We start from the raw sequence: 20,392 nt of genomic DNA, 5'->3' as shown, positions 1-20,392 counted from the left end.
CTGCCGCGACTTTCTCGTCCCTAATCACGGGAAAATAGTGGAGTCGAAATCGTTGCCGTGTTACGATCAAGTAACATTCGGGAGGACTTACCGTGCGCACTGAACCACAGCCGCTTCATTTGCCCGTTTTTCGGGCAATTCTCGCCAGCATGGGAGAGGGGATCATCTTCGCCGACGCAGACGACAGAATCCGCTATATCAATGCGGCCGCCGAGGATATCCGCGGAATCATCGCCGGCAACTATCTGGGGCGGAGCATCGTCTCCATTCACTCACCCGCGTCCGAAGGGCGCATCCGTCGGCTCATCGCCGGGCTCAAGGGGGGTGACATCCCTTTTTCCACCCGAGTGATCCACGTAAGGGAAAAGATCTTCGAAAACAGCTACTACCCCATCCGAAACGAGAACGGGATCTACGAGGGGACTCTCCTGATCTCGCGGGACATCACCGAGAAAGAGCTCCTCAAGGAGGAAAACAACTCCTTGAGGGAGCAGGTACGCGCCGACTTCGCCTGCGGCGGAATGATCGGAAAAAGTCATGCCATGGAACCGGTGTTCCACATGATCAGGGCTACGGCAGCCCTTGATTCCACCATCCTCATCTCCGGCGAAAGCGGGACAGGCAAGGAACTGGTGGCCTGTGCCATTCACCAGATGAGCCCGCGCCACAAGAATCCCTTCGTCAAGGTAAACTGCGCCGCCCTCCCGGAAACGCTTCTGGAATCGGAACTTTTCGGCCACGAGCGGGGAGCATTCACGGGGGCGGTGCGGGAACGCAAGGGGAAATTCGAACAGGCCCACCTGGGAACCATTTTCCTCGACGAAATCGGCGAGATGCCCCTGGCCGCCCAAGCAAAGCTGTTGCGCGTAATCCAGGGAAAGACCCTGGAGCGGATCGGAGGCAACCGCGAGATCGCCGTTGATGTGCGGATCATCGCTGCCACCAACAAAGATCTGCGCAGGGAAGTCGAGCGCGGGGCCTTTCGGGAAGACCTTTTTTACCGCCTCAACGTCATTCCCATCCATCTGCCGCCGCTCCGGGAGCGCCGTGAAGACATTCTCCCCTTGGCCGAGCACTTTCTGTCCGTCTACGCAGAGCGGATGCGCAAACCGGTCCACTGCATCGCCCCAGACGCCCGCAAGGCACTCCTGGACTATGACTATCCGGGGAACGTCCGGGAGTTGGAGAATGCCATTGAGCGGGGCGTGGCCCTGTCGATGGGCGAGACCATCACCCTGGCCGATCTTGCCCCCTACTTCGTGACGGGAGCATCTGCGGCGCCGGCAGGTGCCGCTCTCCCCAAGGAGCCACCGACGGCAACCCTCTCCCGGGCGGTATCCGTCGCCGAACAGGAGGCCATCCGCGAAGCGCTGCAGACAACCGGCAACCGCAAGGGGGTGGCGGCAAAACTCCTCGGCATCTCCCGCAAGACTCTTTGGGAAAAACTTAAACAGATGGAGCGCACGTAACGCCCACCACACATACGTTACCTCAAAGTAACACTTCGCCACATTCTAAAGCGCAAACCGTCGCCGCCGCCATCTCCTACCACCAACAATTACGGCTAATTAGACAACATTGCACTTCTGAGCCATGGTTGGTACGCAACCTGCTCTTCCCTGCCAGACAGTTTCTCAGGACACACGGCTGACCATAAGCAGTGTATCCCTCTCCACGCGTTGCATGTTCTAGAATGTTTGCTAATTTAATAGACAGCATCTCTGCAGAGAGAATTCCCGGACACTTCCGACACCGCAAAATGCCTAACAGATAAGCAAAGGCGGGGCAATGGCAGGACGCTGGTTTCTGTTCCGATTCTTGTCCGGTTATTGGAGTGCGGCGCGGAACATCGGCGCGGCTACCCCCGTGTGCCGACCGCCGCGATTTAAGGAAACCGCATCTGGCTCCTGCGGCGATTGCACCGCCTGCCGGGATGCCTGTCCCTCGGCAATTATCGTGCGTGACTTTGCCCGAAAGGGACCGCACCTCGACTTTTTCCAGGGGCGCTGCACCTTTTGCTACCTCTGCGCCGGGGCTTGCCCCAAGGGCATTCTGACACTGCCAAACGAAGGGGAACGCATGGTGATCGGCAGAGCCCGGTTAATCCGTGACCGCTGCCTGGTTCGCGAAGGATGTTCCGTCTGCATTGAGCGCTGTCCCGAGGGAGCGCTCACCCTCATCTTCGGCAGAACCATCCGGGTGAGCAAACGAAAATGTACCGGCTGCGGCGGCTGCAGACATGTCTGCCCGGCAAAGCCGAACGCGATGAGTATTGAGCCGTTGAACGGCTAGCCGTAACCTATCACGAAAGGAGAAATCAACGTATGTGGAAGAAACGACTGGCTGTACTGGCGGTGGCCGCGGGAGCGGCAGTCGCCCTGTCGATCCCGGCACTCTCCACGGCGGCAAAGGGCAAGCCTGCTGCCACGGGTGCCAAGGGAGACGGACGGGAGACATGCTACGGCTGTCACGAGGAGGTCAAGGCCCTCAAGGAAGGATCAAAGCACGCCCGTCTTGCCTGCGATTCCTGCCACGACAAACTCAAGGAGCACCTGGCCAACTACGAGACCAAGCCGGGCACCAATCTGGATCCGGCCAAGTGCGGTTCGTGCCACAAAAATGAATACAGCAGTTTCTTCACGGTCAACTACGACGCCCAACCGCGCAAGGAGAAAGGGATTCCCACCGGGCGCTCCCCCATGCAGGACAAGCTCCTGGCCGGCCACGGTTTCACCTTCGAGCACAACGAACCCCGGGGACACGCCTTCATGGTGGTTGACCAATTCATCGTCGACCGTTTCCAGGGAGGGCGTTTTCAGTACAAGAAGGGCGCCTGGGGAATGGACGCCACCGGCAAGGCATGGGACATCCTGACCGACACGGGCAAGAAGCTACCGGAAACGGCCATGGCGGGAAATCCCACCTGTATCCAGTGCAAGACGTCCGATCACATCCTCAAATGGAAGTTTATGGGGGACAAGGACCCCAAGGCCACGTGGGACCGGAGTTCCGACATCGTTGCAGTGGCCAAGGACACCCAGAATCCGGTGGGGTGCATCCACTGTCACGACCCCCATGGCACCCAACCCCGCGTGGTGCGTGACGGCCTGATCCAGGCAATTGAGAAGGACCCGACCGCCAATATTTTCGCCAAGAACGGCAAGACCGACCTGAAGGTTATCTCTTTCCGCGACGGTTTCCGCAAGATCGGCGTCATGGAAAAGACCGATTCCCGGCTCATGTGCGCCCAGTGCCACGTTGAGTACAACTGCAACGCGGGCTCCCAGTGGTCAGACGGCCAGAAAGTGGGCTACGACGACCAGCGCACCAACCACTTCCCCCTCAAAAATGCAAAGGATCTCCTCGCACACTACAAGAAGCTCGATTTCTACGATTTCAAGCACGCGATCACAGGGGCACGCCTCGTCAAGCTGCAGCACCCGGAAGCCGAAACCTACGCGGGCAGTGTCCATGACCGGGCCGGCGTCGGCTGCGCCGACTGCCACATGCCGCGCATGAAGGGCAAAGACGGCAAGATGTTTAAATCCCACGGCGTGATTCGTCCCGCTCACCATGTGAAAGAAGCCTGTCTCGGCTGCCATCCCAAGAGCACCGTGGAGCAGAAGTCCTACCAGATCGAGGGAACCCGTAACTACATCCGCGGCAAGATGCGCAAGGCGGAATACTGGCTCGGCCAACTGATCGACACCTACGCCGCCGCCAAGCGGATGGGAATCGGTGAAGATGTCCTGGCCAAGGCACGGGAGAAGCATGAGGAAGCCCATGTACTGTGGGAGTACTGGACCGCTGAAAACAGCGACGGTTTCCACAATCCCGAACTGGCCCGCGACAGCCTGACCTCCTCCATCGCGGCATCCAAGGCAGGGGTTAAGCTCCTGAACGACGCCATGGAACCCAAGAAGTAACCATTTTCTTCCCGTTGTCCTCCGGCAGAAAGCCCGGTCTGCTCCCGCAGTCCGGGCTTTCTGCCGGAACAGGCCATTTGTCTCATGCATCGCAACAGCATTGTCTCATACAGTTATCTGATTCTCGCCCTCCTCATGGTAGTGACGGGCCTATCCCTCTGGTTTAACCTTCGATTGGCAGCTGAGCACTACGAGGAACTGGCGGCACAGATGGGTCGCTCCATCCTGCGCTCGATCATCGCTACCCGGCAGTGGAATGCAGAGCATGGCGGCTTCTATCTGCCGGTCTCCGATACGATCCGCCCCAACCCTTACCTGAAGGACCCCAGGCGCGACGTGGAGACCACGGATGGCCTGAAACTGACCAAGATCAACCCCGCCTACATGACCCGGCTCCTGGGAGAAGAGTTACGTAAAATTCAGGACGTGGCGATCCACATCACCAGCAGTGTCCCCGTGAATCCGGCGAACCGTCCCGACGAGTGGGAAGAGCAGGCACTGCGCGGCTTTGAGGAAGGAAAACCCGAGATATGGTCTGTAGAGCACGGCCATAACGGAACGATGTTCAGACTCATGACGCCCCTCAAGTCGGATGCGGCCTGCTTCAGCTGTCATGAAATGACGGAGCGCCGCCGCCCCGGTTCAATTCTTGGTGGCATCAGTGTCTCATTCCCCTATGCTCCGTTCGGACGAACTCTGGCCATGGTACGAGTCCAGATCGTTCTCATCCACTCCCTCTTTTTTGTTCTGACCACTGCCGTCCTCATCTTTTTCAGCCGGGTGAACGGTGAACTCAAGCGTGAGATCGCCGAGCGAAGCCGGGCCGAGGAGCACGCCCGGCTGGCCAACACCGAACTGGAACAACGGGTCGCGGAGCGTACCGCAGAGTTGGAGGCACTGAACCACGAGCTCGAAACCTTCAACTACTCGGTCTCCCATGATCTGCGAACCCCCCTTACGTCCATAGACGGATTCGGCAAAATCTTGCTGGACGACTACGGTTCGCGTCTCGACGATAAGGGGCGGAGCTATGTGGAGCGGATTCTGACAGCCGGCAAGCGGATGAACCGGCTCATCGAATCATTGCTCAGCCTCGCCCGCCTCGGACGGGAAGAAATTCGCCGCGAGCCGGTTGACCTTTCGCATATGGCCTCGATGGTAATTGAGGAATTCCGGTTTCGCTTTCCCGAACGGAACGTGAAGACAACCATTGCCAATGGGGTAGTCGTAAATGGTGACTGGAGGTTGATGAGGGGAGTGATCGAAAATCTTGTGGATAATGCCTGGAAGTATACTGGAGACAAAGAAGCAGCCGTGATCGAGTTCGGGAGGTGCGAACTCACAGGAGAAACGATCTACTATATCCGCGACAACGGAGCAGGGTTTGACATGTCACGCGCCCATCGGCTCTTCACTCCCTTTGAACGCCTCCATTCCAGCGAGTTCGAAGGAAGCGGCATCGGCCTCGCCACGGTCCGCCGTATCATCGAACGCCACGGGGGAAGGATTTGGGCAGAAGCCATGCCCGGAGAAGGGGCGACATTCTATTTTACTGTGCCGTAGACACGGAAAAGCCGCCAACGTTTGCTTCGAGGCGGCTTGATCGTAAAGGCGGTTCCGTCCCTGGAACCGATGAAACACCATGGATGCATAGAGCCTAATTGGTTATCTTTTACCCAAGGTTTCAGACTCTGTCAACAGGCAATGTCTTACTGCGACAAGTCTCCTGTCAATTCCTGGAGCAGATAAAGCTTCGGATTGACATCGCGAACACAGACAATGAGTTCCCTGAGTCGTGCCTCATCCACTCCTTCCTCCAGATCGCCCCCCTGGAACCATTTGTATCCCTTGGGAAGGGGCGCGTAGATGCCATCCCGCAGCAATGAAACATCGACCAGGTCGTTGACTCGGCCTGTCGCTTCCCATGGATCGCGGTAGTTGAACTGCCGCGCAACGATGTGAAGTCCCATACCATTGGGGAAGATGGCCTTAACCTCGAAGGAAAAGTCCCGGGGCGCACTGTAGCTTTCCGTTCTCCCCGAGCGCGCCATGACTTTAGCCCCTGCCTCTACCAGCAGTTCTTTCACCGACTCCGTGGTCATCGGCTTCAGTTCTTCCATGGTCAAACCTCCAGCCTCATTTCCACCCCCCAGGGGACGGGTTTCTCCCCTGCCCGTGTCAGCACCCACAGGGTGGGAAACTCCATCTGTTCGGGGGCGGGCCCGACCCCATCGGTCAGGTAAACTACCACTGCGGGACGGGGGGTCATTGTCCGTGCATGATCAAAGACAGGGCGAAGATCCGTGAATCCACCGCCGTAGTAAGCCTCGGTTACGCCCAGCCCCCCCTTGAAGCTTTCCATCCGCTGAATCCGGCTGTTGGCATAGATAACGGTTACCTGCGCATCACGACTGCGGGATATCCGGACCAACTCCCGGGCAAATGCCTCCCGGAGCTCCACGGTGTCGGTGGATTCGCTCACATCGATCCCGACCAGCAGATTTAACCGCCTCCGCTTGCGGATACCAGGCGTCATGTGAACGAAGCGACGGTGCTCTTTCAGCCAACTCGTTTCACGGCCGGTACGTCCAGCAGCCGCAACGAACTGCCGCAGGACCTGCTGCCACGGAAGCGGCGAAGGCGCAAGCATTCCTTCTATAACGCGTCGGATATCTGCAGGTACGTGACCATCGGCCTGTCGCCAGGCCTCCCGCACCATGCCGCGCACCACCTCCTCAGCGAGTCGAAGCGGGGTCGAGTCAGCTTCTTCCCAGGTACTGTGGTCGTCAACAGTAGCGGCGTTCAGGTCCCGATCGCAGCCCTCCCCAACTGCACCGCCTTCGTCCCGACTTGCTCGTCCTGTACCCTGGCCTTCCAGGCTTCCGGCATCGAACGGGTTGGAGAGCAGGCTGTAATACTCTTCGGCAGCCAGGCCATCGTCGACGGAGAAATGAACTGGAAGCGGCGCATCGGCGGGCAGATGTTCAATGGACGGGTTAATGGCCAAATCGCAGGCCACATCCCAATCATGGCTGTTACGTCCTTTTCGTCGCACCATGTGGAGGTGAATGACATGTTTGACGCAATGCTCGAGCAACCCTTCTCTGACGGCAGGAGACTCGGCGCCGAACCGGAGAGGATCCACCATCAAGACCGGGACACCGTCCCGAAACGTTACCCCCAAGGGAAAAGTCCCGGCTCGCTGCTCTCGACGCATCGTTAACAGGAATTGACCATAGAAGGGACGACGTTTCAATAGCCGCACAATGGTGTTTTCCAGCTCCCGAGGGGCTGAAGCTTCAGTTGACCGCATGGACCGTCACCCAAGCAATGAAGGAGTAGCGCACGAGTTTTCCGATTCCAACCAACAGTACGAACCGGCCGAACCCCACTCTCAATATTCCTCCTACCAGACAAAGGGGATCTCCAAGTATCGGCAGCCATGAAAGAAGAAGCGACCAGTAACCGTACCGACGATAAAACTGCTCTGCTCTGCGTTCAGCATCCTCCGATATACGAAGGACCCGCCGTATCAGATACACGCCCCCCCACATGCCGACGGCCCAGGTAGTGCAAGCGCCGAGAATGTTGCCGACAGTTGCCGTAGTTGTAACAGCCAGTGGGTTGTAATCCTGGGTCAGCAAAGCGACAAGCAACCACTCGGAACCGACAGGGATGAGGGTAGCGGCAAGGAAACTCACCACAAATAAGGCAATCAGGCCGTTAGCGGCAAGTTGTTGTTCCATGGTACGACATTAGCGGAACGCGGCGAACAATGTCAAAGACTATCCTCCCAGCCCTAGTGCTAGCACCATTAACTGGCTGTTGATAAACGTCATGAGAAGGCCGGGATGCCAAGCGCAAGAGAGAAAAACAGCGAGGCGTACCCGTTGGTACGTTGAGCTTTTGAGTAAAGGTCAACACCGCGTACCGGCCCCGAAATAGTTTTTCAACAGCCCGTTAAGTTTGATCCGCGGTGGGGAGCTTCACCCCGGCAGTTCCCGTTCTTTGCCGGGGTGAAGAAATACCATCACAGCATGGCACGCACTGCGTCTAGGACCGCTGCATAGTCAGGCTCGGAGGTAACTTCCGGCACATGCTGAAGGTAACGGATTACACCACCTCCATCCACCACGAACACCGAACGGGACAAGAGCATCAACTCCTTGATAAGCACCCCGTAGGCGAGGCCGAACGATCGATCCCGATAATCAGAAAGGGTGACCACGCGGTCAATGCCGGCGGCGCCGCACCAGCGCTTCTGAGCAAATGGCAAATCAAGGCTGATGGTCAGGACCACGACATTGGTCGGCAACGATGCGGCCTCCTGGTTGAAGCGTCGTGTCTCCGCATCGCAGACCGGCGTATCGAGCGAAGGCACGGCACTGATGATCTTAATTGCTGATCCGAAATCGTTGAGAGATCTCACCGTGAGCGACGTATCGACCACAGCGAACGCGGGAGCCTGATCCCCGACCTTTAGCTGCGGCCCTAATAACGTCATGGGATTGCCCTTGAATGTAATAATGCCAGATCGCTCCTCCATGGGTCTCCTCCTTGTGAATGGTGTGATATCAAGTCTAACAGACTTTAACAAAAAAAAAGCCCCTCCGTGGAGGGGCTTTTTTCAAAGGTTATTGCCGCTATTAAAGCAGGACGGCTTTTTGGGCAAGTTCGAGAAGATACGAAGGAACCACACCGGGAATGATGACGCCTACCACGGCAATCAGAATGCAGAGCATGACAGCGGGGGAAAGAGTCATCCAATCAAATTCCTCAGTAGGATTCTTCATGTACATGTAGACCATAACTCTGAGGTAGTAGTAGACAGAAGCGGCGCTGTTCAGCACACCGATGATGGCGAGCCAGATGTAACCGGCCTTGATAGCGCCCGAGAAAAGATAAAACTTACCGATGAATCCAGCCGTAGGGGGCATGCCTGCCAGGGAAAACAGGAAGATCGCCATGGCCAGCGCCAGAACCGGATGCTTTGTGGCAAAACCGGCGTAGTCTGCGACATTGTTATTTTCCTCGCCCTTCTTGCCCACAAGGATGATGATGGCAAAGGCTCCGATGTTCATGAACGCATAGGAAAGCATATAGAACATGATACCGGCTGCCCCTTCAGCGTTTCCGGCGGTGAAACCGACGAGTGCGTAGCCGGCGTGAGCAATGGACGAGTAGGCAAGCATCCTTTTGATATTATCCTGATTGAGTGCAATCAGGTTGCCGATTGTCATGGTAAGTACTGCAAGGACCCACAGCAGGTCAGACCAGTCGGCCTTGAGGGAAGGGAATGCCACGATCAAGACCCTCATGAAAGCGGCAAAACCGGCTGCTTTAGGACCAGCGGACATGAAGGCAGTCATCGGGGTCGGAGCCCCTTCATAGACATCAGGAGTCCACATGTGGAAGGGAGCGGCAGCAATTTTGAACGCGAACCCGGACGCCATGAGGAGCATACCGATGTAGAACATCGGTGATTGGGCTACCATGCCGTTGGCTGCTACGAATTCGGCGATTTTGGGGATCTTCGTGGTGCCGGTGGCACCATAGGTCAGTGCCATGCCATAGAGAAGGAACCCGGTCGAAAACGCGCCGAGAAGGAAGTACTTGAGTCCTGCCTCATTCGACTTGAGATTAGCCCGATTGAATCCCGCAAGGACATACAACGAAACTGACAGTACTTCAAGGCCAAGGAACACTGTCATGAGATCCGTTCCGGATGCCATGAGCATCATTCCCATGGTGGCAAACAGAATCAGGGGATAGAGTTCTCCCTGGTTGCATCCTTCACGCTTCATGTAGTGATCGGAGATAAGAATCGTCAATCCGGCCGAGAGCAGGAATATTCCTTTGAAGAAAAGAGCGAAGTTGTCCCGCACAACAGAGCCGCTGAACGAGTCGAGTGGTACTCCCCATCCCCCGACGGTTGATACGCCGGCTGCGATGATGCCTACGAGGCTCAGGTATCCCAGATAGGCCTTCTGCTCACTCGGCACGAACACATTTACGAGAAGCAGCGCCATGCCAAAGACCGAAAGTATGATCTCGGGCATGATGGGGGCGAGGTTAATGACTGGGAGTACGATTGTTTCCATCTAATATCCCTCCGGTGGCTATTCTGAGACGGATTTACTTAAGTTCTGCAGGCATAACAACAGCTGCAGGCATGACCTGGGGAGCAGCAGGCATGGTCTGCATCTGAGCAACGGCACCCTGCTGTTTGGTCTTCACATGAACAATGAGCTTTTCAAGTGACGGACTCATCTTCTCAATGAAAGGAGTGGGATATACACCCATCACGAAGATCAGAACAAGCAGCGGAAGCATGATGCCAACTTCACGTGCATTCAGATCACACAGGGTCTGGTTCTTTGGGTTTGTGAGCTCGCCGAACATTACGCGCTGGAACATCCAGAGCATGTAAACAGCTGCCAGAATAACGCCACTTGTACCGATTACAGCATACCAACGCAGCTCACTTTCGAACGCACCGAGAAGAACGAGGAATTCACCTACGAAACCGTTCGTGCCGGGCAGACCGATCGAGGAAAGCGTGACGATCATAAATATCGTAGCGAACACCGGCATTTGCTTGGCGAGCCCTCCGAAATCCGTAATCAGTCGAGTGTGGCGGCGCTCATAAATAAAGCCAACGATGAGGAACAGTGCGCCGGTTGAGACACCGTGGTTGAGCATTTGCAGCATTCCACCGGAAAGGCCTTGAATATTCAGTGCGAACACACCCAGCATGACGTAACCCAGGTGAGCAACAGATGAGTACGCTACAAGCTTCTTGACATCTTCTTGAACCATTGCAACAAGGGCAGCGTATATGATGCCAATAACCGAAAGCGTAGCAATGAGGGGGGTGAATTTATCGGTTGCGTCTGGAAAGAGCGGCATTGCGAAACGAACGAAACCGTAAGTCCCCATCTTCAGGAGCACTGCTGCCAGAATAACCGAGCCGGCCGTCGGTGCTTCGGTGTGGGCGTCCGGAAGCCACGTGTGGAGAGGGAACATGGGGACCTTGATGGCAAAGGCCAGGGCAAAGGCCAAGAACATCCAGACCTGTGTTGCCGGATCAAGAGTTACTTCATAGAACCTGAGCACGTTGAAGTCTCCAGCCCCTGCCTTGAAGTAAAGGGTGACCAGAGCGACCAGCATGAGCAGGGAGCCGACCATTGTGTAGATGAAGAATTTGACTGCAGCATAAATCTTATTTTTCCCACCCCAGATCCCGATGATGAAATACATCGGAATGAGCATCACTTCCCAGAAGATGTAGAACAGGAAGAGGTCCAGTGACACGAAAGCTCCAAGCATCCCCACTTCAAGCAGCAAGAGACAGATCATGTACTCCTTGACCTTCTCTTCCACCGCAGTCCAAGTAGAGAGGATGGCGATCGGCATGATAAATGTCGTAAGGATAACGAGCCAGAGACTGATACCATCGATTGCAACGTGATAGTTCATCTGGAACGGACCCGCTGCTATCCACGGCATTTTCTCCACGAACTGGAAGTCGGCGTTACTCTGGAAACCAGTAACCAGAGGTATCGACACGACAAAGGTCACCAGAGAAACCAGCAAGGCAAGCATCCTGTGCGCCGAGTGGCTCTGCTTGGGGACGAAGAAGAGCAGTACGACCCCCAGGAGTGGAAGAAAGGTCATCACGCTGATTAACGGAAACTGGCTCATGAACTCTGCTCCTTTAGTCCTAGTAATACTTTGTTAGCGGAAGAGGTAAAACGCTACGATCACCACCACGCCAACAGCCATGGAGAAGGCATAGTTGTGCACGTAACCGGTCTGGGTGTTCCGAAGAACGCTCCCGAATCCTTTCACAACAGCGGCAACTCCATTGACCATACCATCGACGACTACAACGTCGAATCCTTTCCACAGGAAATTGCCGAGAGCCTTGCACGGATTAACGAAGAGGAAATCATAGAGCTCATCCACGTACCACTTATTGTATACGGCCCTGTGGAGCGCCGGGAACGCGGCTGTAAACTTGGCAGGCAGTGACGGAGACATCACATAGAGGACATAGGCAATGGATATACCCACCAGTGCAATGAGGACCGAAACTCCCATGATTCCGAACTCAAAGGCATGACTGTAGTGTACTTCTCCGTGTCCCTGCATTTGTTGCTGCATGAACTCATGGGATCCGAGGAAGACAGGCTCCAGGTAGTGCTCAAGATAGTTGGGCAGCATGCCCAGAATCTTTGGCATTCCGACATAGCCGCCGACCACGGCAAGTATGCCGAGGACAATCAGGGGGAAGGTTATGACAAAGGGAGACTCATGAAGGTGATCCTTGGCCTTCGGATTAATCCTGCACTCGCCGGTAAACGTCATGAACACCAGGCGGAACATGTAGAATGCGGTAAATCCTGCGGCAATGATGCCCGTACCCCACAGAAGCACATTGAGACTGCCGTGCAGCGGGTTGGCAAAGGCAGCCCAGAGAATCTCGTCCTTTGAGAAGAATCCGGAGAAGCCAGGAATGCCTGAAATGGCGATGGTGGAAACAAGAAAAGTCAGGAAGGTGATTGGCATGGCCTTGCGCAGGCCCCCCATGTTACGCATGTCTTGCGGATCGTCGTGGGAGTGCGCATGGTGGAGCGCATGGTGCATTGCGTGAATGACCGAGCCGGAACCGAGGAACAGACAAGCCTTGAAGAATGCGTGAGTCATAAGGTGGAAGATACCTGCAGTGAACGCACCGACACCCATGGCAAGGAACATGAAACCAAGCTGCGATACGGTGGAGTATGCCAGAACCCGCTTGATGTCATTTTGGGCTGTACCGATAGTGGCGGCGAAAATGGCGGTAGCCGCACCAATAACCGCAACAAGCATCATAGTTTCGTGCGACCTGATATACACGAAATTCAGGCGGCCGATCATGTACACACCTGCAGTAACCATGGTCGCCGCATGGATGAGGGCAGATACGGGAGTGGGGCCCTCCATGGCGTCGGGAAGCCATGTATAGAGAGGGATCTGTGCAGACTTACCTGTGGCGCCCAAGAAGAAGCAGAGCGTGATGACCGTAACTATCCCACCTACGGGAAGCAAGTGCGCATTGGCGGAAAGCTCACGGAAGTTGATGGTCCAGACATTATGGTTCTGTCCAAGATACCAGAACAGTGTAAACGTACCGAGAAGAAAACCGAAATCACCAACGCGGTTCATGACGAATGCTTTTTTACCTGCGTCGCCAGCGGATTTTTTATGAAAGTAGTAGCCGATGAGGAGGTAGGAACAGAGACCGACACCTTCCCAACCGACGAACATCAGGAGCAGGTTGCTGCCGAGGACCAGCAAAAGCATGGAGAACGTAAAGAGGTTCAGGTAGGTAAAGTACCGATAAAACCCTTCTTCGCCGTGCATGTAGCCTATGGAGTAAACGTGAATCAGGAAACCAACACCGGTTACCACCATGATCATCAGGGTCGAGAGCGGGTCGATGAGGAAACCAATGTCTGTCTTAAATGTACCGGCAGCGATCCAGGTGAAGAGGGATTTCTCAAAGAACCTCTCCTCTACAGGGAGGGAAAGCAGCTGGATGAGAATTCCGCACGACACGAGAAATGAACAAAACACCATCAGTGCGCCAATGCCACCGATGACCTTCTCGTTCTTGATTGATTTCCCGAATAGGCCATTAACAATGACACCGATCAGGGGAAACAGGGGTATCAGCCATACGTACTCGAACATTCCTGACTCCTTTTATAGCGAGAAATTCAGAATTCTTGTATCTGCTCTCTCGGCTACAGCTTCATGAGCTTGACATCTTCTACGTCTATGGACTCACGGTTTTTGTAGAACGCGATCATGAGCGCCAGACCCACAGCAGCTTCAGCCGCTGCCACAGTCATGACGAAGAAGACAAAAATTTGCCCATCGATATTGCCGAGATGCCTTGAGAGCGCGATGAATGTCAGGTTTACAGCATTCAGCATCATCTCGACACACATAAAGATAACTATTGCGTTGCGCCTGACGAGAACGCCTATGGTGCCGATCGAAAAGAGTATTGCGCTTACTATCAGGTAGCTGTGCAAGGAAACCATGTGCTTCACCCCTGTCGGTTAGATTTTTTTCTTGGTCAGAATTACGGCACCAATTATGGCAACAAGCAGAAGTATGGATGTCACCTCAAAGGGTAACAGGAAATCTGTATAGAGCGCTTTGCCAATAATTTCAGTGTGTCCAACCCGATGTATCATTTCCGGACTGATTTCACCCTTGTTGCCAGTGAGTGAGCTCCGATTGAGCACATAGAACAGTTGGACAAGTGTAAATATACCGACCAGTGAGCCGAGAAGTACGGTGTGAGAAGAGCGTCTCCCGACCTCAGTCTTCACATTGAGAAGCATTATGACGAAAACGATAAGCACCATAATGGCCCCAGCGTAGACGATCACTTGAATGGCCGCCATGAACGGAGCGTCAAGCATCACGTAGAAGGTGGCAAGACAGAAGAACGTCAGGATAAGGGAGAGCGCGCTGTTGATCGGGTTCTTGCAGGTGATGACCAGTATGCTGGCCAGTACAGCAACCGCTGCCACGATCGTGAAGAAGAACGTTTCCATTGCTGCTCCTTTATTTCTTTTCTAAGAGTCTCTCTTTGACAAAGACGAAGTCTTCACGCTTATAGTTTGCTAGTTCGAACTGGTCCGTCATCTTCAGTGCATCTACAGGGCAGGCTTCGACACAGTACCCACAGAAAATGCACCTCAGCATGTCGATCTCATAGCGTTCTGCATACTTGTCATGATTTGCATCTTCACCGGCATCAACCGATATACATTTCGCCGGACAGACCGTCGGGCAAAGGTAACACGCTACGCACTTTGCTTTATCGTGCGAAACCTTCAGGGCATGAAGGCCGCGGAAGTTAGGGGATGGAGTCGGCCGCTCATCAGGGTACTGGAGCGTTACCGGCTTCATGAACATATGCTTTAACGTAATTTTGAGTCCATTAATTAACGGCATTATCATGGCTGTTACCTCGTAGTGGAGTTACGATTGGAGCGACACCACTATACCCGTGACGATAATGTTCACCAGGGTAAGTGGGAGGAAGACCTTCCAACCCAAACGCATCAGTTGATCATACCGGTAGCGCGGATAGGTCGCCCGAATCCACATGCAGACAAAAATCAGGAAGTAGACCTTAGCGATGAACCAGACCCACCCGGGAAGGAAGGCCGGACCATGCCACCCACCGAGGAATAGGGTAGTGGTCACAGCGCAGACGGTCACCATGTTCGCATATTCTGCCATGAAGAACATGGCGTACTTCATACTTGAATATTCGGTGCAGAAGCCTGAAACCAGCTCCGTTTCCGCCTCAGGCAGGTCGAACGGCGTCCGGTTGATTTCCGCAAGTGAGCAGATGAAGAAGAGGATGAAAGCGAGCGGCTGCTTGAAACAGTACCATGCGCCATTGGCTTGATCGGCTACAATCTTCTGCAATGAGAGCGATTCGGAAAGCATGAAGACCGATATAATCGCCAATCCGGCAGCTAGTTCGTAGGAAATCATCTGAGCCGAGGATCTCAGCCCGCCGAGGAGTGAGTACTTGCTGTTAGATGACCACCCCGCCAGAACAATGCCATAGACACCGATGGAAGCTAGTGCGAGGATATAAAGTACTCCGACGTTCATGTCGACTACCTGCCCTGAGGCGGTATCATAATAGCCGGCAATTTGCAGGGGGACCTTGTATCCAGCCACTTCAATCGTTTCGCCGAAGGGGATTACGGCAAATCCAATAAAGGCCGGAACCAACGCAATGATCGGCGCAATCAAAAATGCAAACTTGTCCGACTGACTTGGGACAATCTCTTCTTTGAAGAAGAGCTTCAGGCCGTCAGCAATCGGTTGAAGAAGCCCATGCCAGCCAGTTCGCATTGGTCCTAGCCGCGCCTGCATGTGGCCGATGATTTTTCGCTCTGCATAGGTTGCATAAGCAACGGTGAGCAGGACGAACACGAATACCACAAGGACCTTTGCTACCATGGAGACGTAGTAGATCATTGGCAGTCCGAACAGTTCGTATCCCATGTGTTCCTCTTCCTCTTCTGTCTTTTGTTAGGAAACTGGTGGTATTACCTGCTATTTACTGATAGTTACCCACGTAATAGCCGTTGCACCCGTCAGTGAATTGATTGATGCATCTGCAAAATGGTACGGTGCGAATGTGACCCCTTGCGGCAAACGAGTGCCTACCTTGGCTTTGAGACGGAGTTCACCTGTAGCCGATTTCACTGTTACCGTATCACCCTCAGTTATAGAGAGTTTAGAGGCGTCGTCCTTGTTAAGCTCCAGATACCCTTCCGGACAGACCAGCATCGGCCCTTCACCATAAAGTGACAGTGTACCGGAGTGGTTCAAGGCACTCCCCGTCAGGAGTGCGAACTTCCCTGCCTCAGTTGTTACAGTGCCGGCCACAACCGGGACAAAGGACGCCGTGCAGTTGTTGACTCTGACGGCACCAGCATCCCCTAGGCCTTCAAGAGTCAGGCCCGCATAACCGGGTGTGGCCGCGGCAAGATCAGCGAATGCTTCCTTTTGGCTGGTATAGGCTGCCTGACCGGTCAGCTTTGCATGGAGCATGTTAAGGATGTCAAAATCAGTCCGGCAATCACCAAGAGGTGTAATTGCTTTATTGACACGCTGAACAGCTCCACCGAGACTTGTAAACGTACCGTCCTTTTCTGCGAAGGAGCAGGCGGGAAGTACAACGTCGGCTTTGGATGCGGTTTCCGTAAGGAACAGATCCTGAACGACAAGGAACTCTACCGCGTCAAGGGCTGCTTCAACCTGCTTACGGTTGGGGTAGGAAACTACCGGATTCTCTCCTACCACATACAACGTTTTGATGCTGCCGGCTGAGCATCCGGCCAGGATTGCCTGTGCATTCAGTCCATTGGCGGTCGGATGTATTTCAAGATCCGCTGCGCCTTGGCTATTGTTCTTCTCGCCCATGATCAGAACACCACAGCCTTCCTTACCCACGCGGCCGGTAAGAAGCGCGAGATTAATGAGTGCTTGGGCAAGGGCCTTCTCATGCCCGGGGTACCCCATCCCGAGAGGAAGCATGATCAGAGCCTTACCGGCTGCTGCGTACTCACGCGCCACTGCCTTGATTGTGTCTGCAGCAATACCACACTGGGAAGCCGCTTGCTCAGGAGTACAGTTCTCTATGCTCTTAAGCCAAGCTTCAAACCCTTTGACGGCTCCGACGCTGGAGGCATCGTAAAGCCCTTCATCAACTATCGTCTTGGCGAGTGCGTTAACGAGCATCAGCTCTGCGCCAGGTGTGTGGACATACGTTTGAGCGCCGGGAAGCCGAGAAAGCTTGCCCTTCTTGTCAGAAAGAATACGGAGCGCTACACCTTGGCGCTTGACTGCTAGGTTTACTTCAAAACCGATGACAGGGTGCGTTTCGTACGCATCCGTCTTGATGACCAGAAGAAGCTCGCTCTTCTGAATGTCGGCGATGACCGACGGCGATCCGGGGAATCCAAGGCTTTCCCTCGCGCCAGCCGTGAGAGCCTCATGTGCGTAGCCGCCGGAGTGGTCGATATTGTCGCTCCCGACAGCATCCTTAACGACTCGCTTCAGGAGGTAAAGCTCTTCGTTGGTAAGACGGGGGGTGACCAACGTGGCTGCGGCATCCTTAGAGGTCTTGAGCCGGTCGGCAACCATGCCCAGCGCCTCATCCCAGCTTGCGGGCTGGAGCGTATCGCCCTTTCTAACAAGCGGTGTGGTCAGGCGCTTGGAACTGTTAACAAACTGATAACCCCAGCGGCCGCGAGTGCAGAGCTGGCCATTATGAAATCCCTGGTTTTCATCATAGACGGTGGTCAGAACCTTGTTGTCTTTGACACCAAGCGTCAATTGGCACCCAGTCCCGCAGTAGGAGCAAACGGTCTTCACCTTATTCAGTGACCACCAGCGTGCCTTGAACTTAAACGGACGACTGATCAGCGCGCCAACTGGACAAACCGAGACACACGAACCGCAGAACTCGCAGTTGAGCGGACCATCGAATTCGGTGCCGATCTTTGCTTCTATACCGCGATTGATAAAGGAATAGGCCCCGAATGACACGATTTCGTCACAGATCCGTGCGCATTTCCCACAATGAACGCAACGGTTCATGTCACGCTCAATGAGGGGATTCACATAGTCGATTTTCCAGTTGAACTTCTCGTCCGAAAAGCGGTTTGTATCTACGCCGTATTCATAAGTCAGATTCTGAAGATCACAATCCCCGGCGGCATCACAGACAGGACAGTCGATGGGGTGCTTGAGCAGGAGCAGTTCAAGGACCATTTTCCGAGCCTTGACGATCTCGTCGGTCGTGGTCCGGACTATCATGCCCTCAGTCACGGGCGTTGTGCAGGCCGGGATCTGGCGCCCCTTCATCTGCTCGACTTCGACCAGGCACATGCGGCACCCGCCGAAGGGGTGCAGCTTCTTGTCGTGGCAGAGTATGGGAATTCTGATTCCTGCCTGCTTGGCGGCATCAAATATGGTAGCGTCTTTCGGTACCGTTACCTGCTTGTCATCGATTGTAAGAGTTACCATCTCGACCTCTGTCTCCCTCGGATGTATGACTTACAGCTCGCTACTCGATGGCCATGAACCGGCAGGCGTCGTAGCAGGATTTGCATTTAGTGCATTTCTCTTTATCCAGGATTGCAATTTTCCCCTTCTCCCAGATAATTGCGTCAACTGGGCATGCCTTGAGACAGGCTCCGCACTTAACGCACTTTTCTTCGACTACTTGCCACAACAGAAGCTCTTTACAGCAGTTCGACGGGCAACGCCGGTCATTGATATGAGCTTCATACTCTTCCCGGAAATACTTGATCGTGGAGAGAATCGGGTTGGGTGCTGTCTGGCCCAAACCGCAGAGTGAGGCCTTTTTGATGGTGCTCCCCATCTCAAGCAGTGTCTCAATGTCACCAGCTTGACCTCTCCCTTCAGTAATTCGCTCGAGGATGTCCAGCATCGCCTTTAGGCCAATACGGCACGGAACGCATTTACCGCATGACTCCATCCGCGTGAAGGTGAGGAAGAAGCGTGCTACGTCGACCATACAGGTGGTTTCGTCCATGACTACGAGACCACCGGACCCCATCATGGCGCCTGCTTTGATAAGCGAGTCATAGTCAACCGGGGTATCGAGAACTTCTGAGGGAATACATCCGCCTGAAGGCCCACCCGCCTGAACCGCCTTGAACTTCCGGTTGTTGGCAATACCCCCGCAGACGTTATAGATAACTTCGCGTACGGTCATACCCGCCGGGACTTCAACAAGACCTGTGTGCTTTACTTTACCGGTGACCGCGAAGATCTTGGTCCCTTTTGTGGTATCAGTACCGAGAGAAGCGTACCAGTCTGCACCCTTTAGGATGATGTGACGCACGTTGGCGAACGTTTCGACGTTGTTAATGTTGGTAGGCTTTCCCCACAGGCCTTTGACAGCGGGGAACGGTGGACGGGGGCGAGGCATTCCCCGCTCGCCTTCGATTGAAGCCATGAGAGCGGTTTCCTCTCCGCACACAAAGGCCCCTGCACCTTTCTTGATCCGCAGGTCGAAATCGAACCCCCAGCCCATGACGTTCTTGCCGAGGTAGCCCTTTTCGTAGCAGACATCGAGAGCCTTCTGCAGACGCTCAATGGCAAGTGGGTACTCCGCCCGTACATACACATAACCAGCAGTACAGCCGATGGCGTATGCAGCAATCATCATCCCTTCAATGATGCAGTAAGGGTCGCCCTCGAGAATCGAACGGTCCATAAAGGCACCAGGGTCACCTTCGTCCGCGTTACAGATGACATACTTCAGCTTGCCGGGTGTCGCAGCACAAAAGGACCACTTCATGCCCGTCGGGAAGCCACCGCCCCCCCTGCCTCGAAGTCCCGACTTCTTGACTTCGTCGATAACTGAAGCAGGAGTCATTTCCTTAACGCATTTCTCAATTGCCTTGAAGCCGTCTTCTTCTAGATACGCATCGAGACTTTCCGGGTCGATCTGACCGCACCCGGTCATAACAACCCTCAGCTGCTGGTCTACGAACGTATTGTAGTAGGGTTTTGCTTTGCGCTTCTCAAGGGGGGTCCGGTTGACGATATGCTCGTCCACAATCTTTTCGACTTCTTCGGGCAGGACGAAATCGTACGTTACGCGCCCAAGCTCGGGATCTATAATGTCCACAAGAACATCGTTTGCACACAGGCCGCGACAGCCGGTCTTGATGACGTCGCATCGTTTGCCGACGGTGGCATCGACGCCCTTTTCACCGATAACACGGAGGAACTCCGCCTCAACCTTTTTAGCACCCGCTGAGACGCCACCGGTCCCCTGACAGATCAGAATCTTTATCGCTTCGCCCATAACGCTCTATCCTCTGATGTGAATG

At 54.6% G+C, this 20,392-nt stretch carries 17 protein-coding genes and 1 pseudogene; 5 read left to right on the top strand and 13 right to left on the bottom strand.

From position 1 onward, the window contains the following. Positions 1-92 precede the first annotated feature (92 nt). The 5 genes and pseudogenes from AABA48_RS16365 to AABA48_RS16345 all read left to right on the top strand — a co-directional run bounded on the left by AABA48_RS16365 (position 93) and on the right by AABA48_RS16345 (position 5,489). Positions 93-1,469 (top strand): sigma-54 interaction domain-containing protein, encoded by a 1,377-nt coding sequence (locus tag AABA48_RS16365; RefSeq protein WP_010941027.1) that lies wholly within the window; start codon positions 93-95, stop codon positions 1,467-1,469. Between the two features lie 319 nt (positions 1,470-1,788). Then, positions 1,789-2,031: pseudogene (locus AABA48_RS16360) on the top strand (4Fe-4S dicluster domain-containing protein); the annotation flags it as partial. Positions 2,032-2,079: 48 nt separating this feature from the next. Beyond that, positions 2,080-2,292, top strand: a complete 213-nt coding sequence (locus AABA48_RS16355) for a 4Fe-4S dicluster domain-containing protein (RefSeq protein ID WP_235045041.1) — start codon at positions 2,080-2,082, stop codon at positions 2,290-2,292. 32 nt (positions 2,293-2,324) lie between these two features. Further along, on the top strand, positions 2,325-3,926 hold the full coding sequence (locus AABA48_RS16350; protein WP_010941025.1) for an ammonia-forming cytochrome c nitrite reductase subunit c552: 1,602 nt from the start codon (positions 2,325-2,327) through the stop codon (positions 3,924-3,926). A gap of 84 nt (positions 3,927-4,010) precedes the next feature. Next, a complete protein-coding gene (locus AABA48_RS16345) occupies positions 4,011-5,489 on the top strand; it encodes a sensor histidine kinase (protein WP_286351333.1) in 1,479 nt (492 codons plus the stop codon). 146 nt (positions 5,490-5,635) lie between these two features. Here the strand turns inward: AABA48_RS16345 and AABA48_RS16340 are convergent, their stop codons facing one another. From AABA48_RS16340 to nuoF, 13 genes are all read right to left on the bottom strand, one after another. Further along, positions 5,636-6,046, bottom strand: a complete 411-nt coding sequence (locus AABA48_RS16340; RefSeq protein WP_286351332.1) for a hypothetical protein — start codon at positions 6,044-6,046, stop codon at positions 5,636-5,638. Between the two features lie 2 nt (positions 6,047-6,048). Continuing rightward, positions 6,049-7,239, bottom strand: coding sequence for a vWA domain-containing protein (locus AABA48_RS16335; RefSeq protein ID WP_286351331.1), 1,191 nt, complete (start codon positions 7,237-7,239; stop codon positions 6,049-6,051). Next, complete coding sequence (locus AABA48_RS16330) at positions 7,226-7,672, bottom strand: YqaA family protein (protein WP_286351330.1); 447 nt, start codon at positions 7,670-7,672, stop codon at positions 7,226-7,228. The genes AABA48_RS16335 and AABA48_RS16330 overlap by 14 nt, the downstream gene beginning before the upstream one ends. A gap of 284 nt (positions 7,673-7,956) precedes the next feature. Further along, positions 7,957-8,472 (bottom strand): thiol peroxidase, encoded by a 516-nt coding sequence (tpx, locus tag AABA48_RS16325; RefSeq protein ID WP_286351329.1) that lies wholly within the window; start codon positions 8,470-8,472, stop codon positions 7,957-7,959. 100 nt (positions 8,473-8,572) lie between these two features. Continuing rightward, positions 8,573-10,027: an NADH-quinone oxidoreductase subunit N gene (locus AABA48_RS16320; RefSeq protein ID WP_286351328.1), complete on the bottom strand. Its 1,455-nt coding sequence runs from the start codon at positions 10,025-10,027 to the stop codon at positions 8,573-8,575. A gap of 34 nt (positions 10,028-10,061) precedes the next feature. Then, on the bottom strand, positions 10,062-11,630 hold the full coding sequence (locus tag AABA48_RS16315) for an NADH-quinone oxidoreductase subunit M (protein ID WP_286351327.1): 1,569 nt from the start codon (positions 11,628-11,630) through the stop codon (positions 10,062-10,064). Positions 11,631-11,663: 33 nt separating this feature from the next. After that, entirely contained in the window at positions 11,664-13,664 is a 2,001-nt protein-coding gene (gene nuoL, locus AABA48_RS16310; RefSeq protein ID WP_286351326.1) for an NADH-quinone oxidoreductase subunit L, read from the bottom strand. A 53-nt stretch (positions 13,665-13,717) separates the two neighbouring features. Beyond that, on the bottom strand, positions 13,718-14,020 hold the full coding sequence (gene nuoK, locus AABA48_RS16305) for an NADH-quinone oxidoreductase subunit NuoK (protein ID WP_010941016.1): 303 nt from the start codon (positions 14,018-14,020) through the stop codon (positions 13,718-13,720). Positions 14,021-14,038: 18 nt separating this feature from the next. Further along, positions 14,039-14,542, bottom strand: a complete 504-nt coding sequence (locus AABA48_RS16300; RefSeq protein ID WP_286351325.1) for an NADH-quinone oxidoreductase subunit J — start codon at positions 14,540-14,542, stop codon at positions 14,039-14,041. Positions 14,543-14,552: 10 nt separating this feature from the next. Next, positions 14,553-14,951 (bottom strand): NADH-quinone oxidoreductase subunit NuoI, encoded by a 399-nt coding sequence (gene nuoI, locus AABA48_RS16295; RefSeq protein WP_286351324.1) that lies wholly within the window; start codon positions 14,949-14,951, stop codon positions 14,553-14,555. 21 nt (positions 14,952-14,972) lie between these two features. Then, the gene (gene nuoH, locus AABA48_RS16290) at positions 14,973-16,019 is read right to left on the bottom strand and encodes an NADH-quinone oxidoreductase subunit NuoH (RefSeq protein WP_286351323.1); all 1,047 of its coding nucleotides are present in this window, start codon (positions 16,017-16,019) and stop codon (positions 14,973-14,975) included. Positions 16,020-16,070: 51 nt separating this feature from the next. After that, positions 16,071-18,551, bottom strand: coding sequence for a molybdopterin-dependent oxidoreductase (locus AABA48_RS16285; RefSeq protein WP_286351322.1), 2,481 nt, complete (start codon positions 18,549-18,551; stop codon positions 16,071-16,073). Between the two features lie 40 nt (positions 18,552-18,591). Beyond that, a complete protein-coding gene (gene nuoF, locus AABA48_RS16280) occupies positions 18,592-20,367 on the bottom strand; it encodes an NADH-quinone oxidoreductase subunit NuoF (RefSeq protein ID WP_286351321.1) in 1,776 nt (591 codons plus the stop codon). Positions 20,368-20,392 lie beyond the last annotated feature (25 nt).

It is taken from the genome of Geobacter sp. 60473, assembly GCF_036323535.1.
Lineage (GTDB): Bacteria > Desulfobacterota > Desulfuromonadia > Geobacterales > Geobacteraceae > Geobacter > Geobacter sulfurreducens.
This window is presented reverse-complemented; position numbering and strand designations above follow the sequence as displayed.

Excerpts from the sequence above, each read along its gene's own strand:
- AABA48_RS16355 (WP_235045041.1), top strand. The coding sequence starts at position 2,080 with ATGGTGATCGGCAGAGCCCGGTTAATCCGTGACCGCTGCCTGGTTCGC.
- AABA48_RS16350 (WP_010941025.1), top strand. The coding sequence starts at position 2,325 with ATGTGGAAGAAACGACTGGCTGTACTGGCGGTGGCCGCGGGAGCGGCA.
- AABA48_RS16345 (WP_286351333.1), top strand. The coding sequence starts at position 4,011 with ATGCATCGCAACAGCATTGTCTCATACAGTTATCTGATTCTCGCCCTC.
- AABA48_RS16340 (WP_286351332.1), bottom strand. The coding sequence starts at position 6,046 with ATGGAAGAACTGAAGCCGATGACCACGGAGTCGGTGAAAGAACTGCTG.
- AABA48_RS16335 (WP_286351331.1), bottom strand. The coding sequence starts at position 7,239 with ATGCGGTCAACTGAAGCTTCAGCCCCTCGGGAGCTGGAAAACACCATT.
- AABA48_RS16330 (WP_286351330.1), bottom strand. The coding sequence starts at position 7,672 with ATGGAACAACAACTTGCCGCTAACGGCCTGATTGCCTTATTTGTGGTG.
- tpx (WP_286351329.1), bottom strand. The coding sequence starts at position 8,472 with ATGGAGGAGCGATCTGGCATTATTACATTCAAGGGCAATCCCATGACG.
- AABA48_RS16320 (WP_286351328.1), bottom strand. The coding sequence starts at position 10,027 with ATGGAAACAATCGTACTCCCAGTCATTAACCTCGCCCCCATCATGCCC.
- AABA48_RS16315 (WP_286351327.1), bottom strand. The coding sequence starts at position 11,630 with ATGAGCCAGTTTCCGTTAATCAGCGTGATGACCTTTCTTCCACTCCTG.
- nuoL (WP_286351326.1), bottom strand. The coding sequence starts at position 13,664 with ATGTTCGAGTACGTATGGCTGATACCCCTGTTTCCCCTGATCGGTGTC.
- nuoK (WP_010941016.1), bottom strand. The coding sequence starts at position 14,020 with ATGGTTTCCTTGCACAGCTACCTGATAGTAAGCGCAATACTCTTTTCG.
- AABA48_RS16300 (WP_286351325.1), bottom strand. The coding sequence starts at position 14,542 with ATGGAAACGTTCTTCTTCACGATCGTGGCAGCGGTTGCTGTACTGGCC.
- nuoI (WP_286351324.1), bottom strand. The coding sequence starts at position 14,951 with ATGATAATGCCGTTAATTAATGGACTCAAAATTACGTTAAAGCATATG.
- nuoH (WP_286351323.1), bottom strand. The coding sequence starts at position 16,019 with ATGGGATACGAACTGTTCGGACTGCCAATGATCTACTACGTCTCCATG.
- AABA48_RS16285 (WP_286351322.1), bottom strand. The coding sequence starts at position 18,551 with ATGGTAACTCTTACAATCGATGACAAGCAGGTAACGGTACCGAAAGAC.
- nuoF (WP_286351321.1), bottom strand. The coding sequence starts at position 20,367 with ATGGGCGAAGCGATAAAGATTCTGATCTGTCAGGGGACCGGTGGCGTC.